This is a genomic window from Dyella sp., assembly GCF_036568765.1.
GTDB lineage: Bacteria > Pseudomonadota > Gammaproteobacteria > Xanthomonadales > Rhodanobacteraceae > GSA-30.
Window position 1 is genome coordinate 1 of the sequence record NZ_DATCRY010000269.1, and the last position, 4958, is coordinate 4958.

Genomic DNA, 4958 nt, shown 5'->3' on the forward strand with positions numbered 1-4958 from the left:
GGGAGCGACTTTCGTCGCGACGATCGTGCCTTATCGCAAGTCCTTGTCGCGACTGAAGTCGCTCCCACAACGATAGGATCCGTTTTCGCTGTGTCCAAGTCATTGACAGGTTTTTAGAGGTTCCCTGAAGTCGCTCCCACAGGAGTAGGCCAGACACTGCCTAGTGTTGTGGGAGCGGCTTCAGCCGCGACAAGGCCTCGCTCAGACGCCACGCAGATCCCGCAGCCGAAACCCTGTCGCAAACAGCGTAATCACGTAAGCCCCGCCGCCCGCGGCGACCAGCACCGCCAGGTGCCATACGCGCGTCCACCAGCCGGGCGTGGACCAATCCGGCCACAACCAGCGACCCAGCAGCAACACGGCCACCATGGCTGCGCAGGACAGCACGAGCCGCATGCCGTGGCGCGCCCAGCCGGGCTGGCGCTCGTAGACTCCGGCCTTGCCCAGCCAGCGCCACAACAACAGCAGGTTGATGTAGCTCGCCGTCGCGCTGGCCATGCCAAGCGCCATATGCAGTCCCGGCACCTTCACCAGGGCCTCCATCATGGGGAGCCGGTGGATATCCGGCGAGGCCCACAGCCAGAACAGAAGCGCCAGGAACAGCAGGTTGAACACCATGTTGGCCACGAGCGAGGCGATGCCGGCACGTACGGGCGTACGGGTGTCCTGGCGCGCATAGAACGCGGGCAGCAGCACCTTCACCAGGGCAAACGCCGGCAAACCGAAACTGAGCGCTGAAATCGACAGCGTGGCCATGTGGGTATCGAAAGGCGTGAAACGTCCATGCTGGAACAGCGTCGCCACCAGGGGCTCGGCCAGCAGCATGAGAGCGAACATCGCCGGTACCGCGATCAGCAGTGTGGTGCGCAGCCCCCAATCCAACGCTTTGGAAAACCCGTCGTGGTCGGTCGCCACATGATGGCGCGACAGCGACGGCAGGATCACCGTGCCCAGCGCCACGCCGAAGACACCCAACGGCAGCTCCAGGAAACGATCGGCCTGCGACAACCAACTCTGCGAACCGTCGATCAGATGCGCGGCGATCAAGGTATCGAGCAGCAGGTTGATCTGCGCCACGGACGAGCCGAACAGGGTCGGCACCATCAGGCGCATGATCCGGCGCACCTCCGGATGGTTCCAGCCCCAACTTGGCAAAGCCAGCAGATCCAGGCGCGCCAGTGCCGGCAGCTGGAACAGCAACTGCAGCAGGCCGGCAGCCAGCACTGCCCAGCCCATCGCCAGGATGGGGGTATGCAGATGCTTGGACAGCCACAAGGCGCCAGCGATCATGCACAGGTTGAGGATGACCGGCGTAAGTGCCGGCACGCCGAAGCGATGGAAGGCGTTCAACGCCCCGCCCGACAGTGCCGTCAGCGAAACAAACAGCAGGAAGGGAAAGGTCAGCCGCAACAGATCGACGGTCAGCCCGTACTTGATCGCGTCGTCGGCCACCGCCGAATCGAACAATGAAGCTACCTGGGGAGCGAAAATGATCCCCAGGGCGGTGATCACCAACAACACCCCGCCGAGGGTGCCCGAGACCCGCGCCATCAGTTCCTTCAGGTCCGCATGCGGGCGCTTTTCCTTCACCTCCGTGAAGACCGGCACGAAGGCCGTGGAAAACGAACCTTCGGCAAACAAGCGGCGCATGAAATTAGGGATACGGAAGGCGACCCAGAAGGCATCCGTGGCCGCATTGGCACCGAATGCCGTATTGATCGACATATCCCGGACCAGCCCGAGAACGCGCGAGACCATCGTCATGCTGCTGAACGAGAGCAGCCCGCGGAACATGCTGGGGGACTTCATGCGGCCCTAAGTAACCTTGGATTTAGTGGCGTGAAAGGCGGCAAAACGGCCTGCAAAGCCCGCTGCCCCGAAAAGGGGCGTAGTGTGCCAGTCTTGTAGGGCGGAGCCATAGCCGTAATTATGGCAAAATAGCGAATCCAGCTACCCCGATCAGGGCTAAGCTGTTGACGCAACGGCGCAAACACGCCATAATTGCCGCCTTTTTCCAACCCTAACGATTTCGGAGTTCTACCTTGGCCAACATCAAGTCCGCGAAGAAGCGTGCGCGCCAGTCCGAGCAGCGCCGCCTGCGCAATGTCAGCGCCCGTTCGATGGTGCGCAGCGCCCTCAAGAAGGTCGTCAAGGCCATTGAGGCTAAGGACAAGGCTGGCGCGGTCGAAGCCTTTGCCGCCGCTCAGCCAGTGATGGATCGCTACGCCGCTCGCGGCCTGATCCACAAGAACAAGGCCGCTCGCCATAAGAGCCGCCTCAACGCGAAGATCCGCGAGCTGGCGTAAGCCAGCTTTTTTTATTGCCCCTTGCACAAGACGGGCGGGGAGCCGCGGTTCAGATGTTCTCCGATGCCGCTCCCAGGGCAAGGCTGTTGCTGTCGGAACGGGCAGAGGTAATGCGCAGCCAGGCAAAATCCCAGGCGATGCGCTCTTGCTCGAGGCGGCGCCCCTGCATGACAGGCGAGTCGCCAATTCCACGTAGACATTGATACAGGCGGCGCTCCTGCACAGAGAGCAGAGGCAAGTCTTCGGCTCCGGCCTGACGCGGCTCCTCGCCGACAAGATCGGCGAACGATTCCAGCACCGCAGCATCGTCCATCATCAATGAGCGCACTCGCGGCACGTATGAACGCAGCCGGTTGAGGATGGCAAAACCGTGCGTGTCGATATCGCCCCAATACAAGAGCAACGGAACCTCTTTGAGCCACGGCAATTGGGCCAGCGCTTCGACTGCATAGCCACGCCGCATGAAGACGATCGTACCGGGCAAGTCCTGTACCGCCATCCCGGTTGCCAGATTCTCGACCATGATCACGCACTCGGGATAGAAACCCTCCAACTGCATGAAATCGGCAACAGGCGCCTCGATATCCGAGCAGCCGCGCCAATAGGCGCGCAATGCGGGATCGAGAATTCGCATGCGCAAACGGTCCGGGTAAGCCCTCAAGCCGCTGGCTTGATAGAACTCCCTTCTCTGGCTTCCATGCAGTGCGGCCACCCAGGCGCCCACCAGGCCCGATCGCCTTTCGACCCACTTGCTATCGATGCCGGCAATCGGAAGTTGACGCGGATAGAGTCCGGATCGGGGATGCCGCCACAGCCATTCGACGACGCGAACCAGTTGCTCGAACGCGCCTTCCTCCCAATCGGCCAGGACATCGAAATCACGCGAAAGCTGTTCGCTCCAGCGCTCGGCGGCGTGCTCATCCATCGGCCATTGCGCCAGGCGAACGAACCGCCGCTTTGCCCGCTGCCAACGCGGGCTCTCGCCTAACGTCGCCGCAACACTTGAGGGCGAATCGAAGGACCAACACGTCGGCAGACTCTGGTCCCCGACCTGCCGCCAGCGGGTCACCTCCCACGTCACCTGCCCGGCAGCTTCTGTGTGCCAGGAGCGCAACCAATGATCGAATACCGGCCACTGATCCATCGCTTGCCGCTCCGTAGGTTGCTTGAGCGGCAAGGCCAGCGGCCAGTCGCCTTCGCCACGAAGCCACCTTGCCCGCCGCGACACCCACAGGCTGCGCAGGCGAGCGTGCAGTTTCTCAGGGAACTGCATGCTCGCGGGCTCGTTCGGGCAGCTTCAGGCGCTTTTCCTCGGTATCGTACTCGATCAACAGGATGCCGGAATCGTGACGCCCGTTGATGTCGACAAAGCACGCGCCGCCAATGAACGGTTCCAGCGTCATCACCGACTTCAAGGGCGTCGCCACGACCATCTGGAAACCGAAGTTCTCGAAGATGTTCATGGCCAGGGCGGTGAACTCGTTGTCGGCTTTGTCGAAAGCCTCATCCAGCACCACCGGCGCGTAGCGCGGCAAGTGGCCGTCATCGCCGCCCAACTGGTAGCGCAGGGCCGCGGCCAGGCAGGTGGTGGCCAGTTTCTGGCGCTGACCACCGGACTTCCCGGCACCGCTGCGATAAACCTCGACCTGTTCGCGAGTCTGCACATCGATTTCGACGCCGATGAACTCCACGTGCTGGCGTACATCGAGCACTTGTTCGCGCCAGCGCTTGTGCTCGGGGTCGTCCGCGGCAAGACGCGCGACCAGTTGGCGCAAGATCGCGAACTGCATCTCGGCGCGTTCGCGGTCCTCGGTCTGATGGTGCGAAAGCACGTCGCGCAGCTGCCCCTGGAAATCGCGCACATCGGTCAGGCCGCGATCCGTCAACTCGATCTGCAGCAACGTGCCGCGATTGAACGGCACGCGCTCGAGGCTCTCGTTCACTTCTTCCATGCGCTGCCCGATCTGCTTGCGCGCCTCGGTCATGTGCTTCTGCAAGACCAGTAAATCCTGCTTGCTCTGGCTTTGCAGCAGATCGAAAAAACGGGCTTCGTGACGAGGCAGGCCGTCGAGCTCCAACCGTCGCAAGCGCGCCAGGAAACCTTCGGCGGCGTCGAGTGTAGCCGTGAAATCGGCGGCATCCTGCGGCCATCGCCGACAGAATGTCTTGAAACTGTCCTCGATCTGTTGGACGAGTAGATTGTCCTGCCTGGCATGTGTCTCCAACTCGCCAAACAAACCCTTGACGACCTGCGAGAACAACTCCGAAATCGTGCCCAGCGATAGCGGCGGGTGCTTAGGGATACGCTCTTCCAACCCCTTGGCCTGCAGCGGCGTCAGGTTCAATTGCCGTGCGGCCGCCTCGCAGGTTTCGCGCTGGCGGGCAAGCTGATTGCGTTCGATATCCAGAGCGCGATGTTCGCCGAGAGCGTCTTCCAGGGATCGCGCCGCGCGGCCGCGCAGCTCGCGCTCCAGATCCAGGCGCTGACCGATCTCCTTGAGATTGGCATCGCCCTCGCGCAATTGCTTGAGCTGGATATCGATATCCCCGAGGCGCTGCAACAGCGGCGCGACATCGATTTCGTCCCAATCGGCGTTGGCCAGGGCGTTGGCAAAGATACGGCGGTCGCCCTCGCGCTGGTTCTCCTCACGC

The 4958-nt window shown here is 62.4% G+C and carries 3 protein-coding genes and 1 pseudogene; 1 reads left to right on the top strand and 3 read right to left on the bottom strand.

Annotation, left to right across the window (positions count from 1 at the left end; translation table 11 throughout):
* Nucleotides 1-201: 201 nt before the first annotated feature.
* A complete protein-coding gene (gene murJ / locus VIM98_RS17455; RefSeq protein ID WP_331994388.1) occupies nt 202-1794 on the bottom strand; it encodes a murein biosynthesis integral membrane protein MurJ in 1593 nt (530 codons plus the stop codon).
* A 248-nt stretch (nt 1795-2042) separates the two neighbouring features.
* Between murJ and rpsT the strand changes: the two genes are divergently transcribed.
* Nucleotides 2043-2306: a 30S ribosomal protein S20 gene (rpsT, locus tag VIM98_RS17460; protein WP_331994386.1), complete on the top strand. Its 264-nt coding sequence runs from the start codon at nt 2043-2045 to the stop codon at nt 2304-2306.
* Between the two features lie 49 nt (nt 2307-2355).
* Here rpsT and VIM98_RS17465 read toward each other — a convergent pair whose 3' ends face one another.
* Both VIM98_RS17465 and VIM98_RS17470 read right to left on the bottom strand, forming a co-directional pair.
* Complete coding sequence (locus VIM98_RS17465) at nt 2356-3579, bottom strand: DUF3322 domain-containing protein (RefSeq protein ID WP_331994387.1); 1224 nt, start codon at nt 3577-3579, stop codon at nt 2356-2358.
* Between the two features lie 4 nt (nt 3580-3583).
* A pseudogene (locus VIM98_RS17470) lies at nt 3584-4958 on the bottom strand (SbcC/MukB-like Walker B domain-containing protein); the annotation flags it as partial.

Excerpts from the sequence above, each read along its gene's own strand:
- VIM98_RS17465 (WP_331994387.1), bottom strand. The coding sequence starts at position 3,579 with ATGCAGTTCCCTGAGAAACTGCACGCTCGCCTGCGCAGCCTGTGGGTG.
- murJ (WP_331994388.1), bottom strand. The coding sequence starts at position 1,794 with ATGTTCCGCGGGCTGCTCTCGTTCAGCAGCATGACGATGGTCTCGCGC.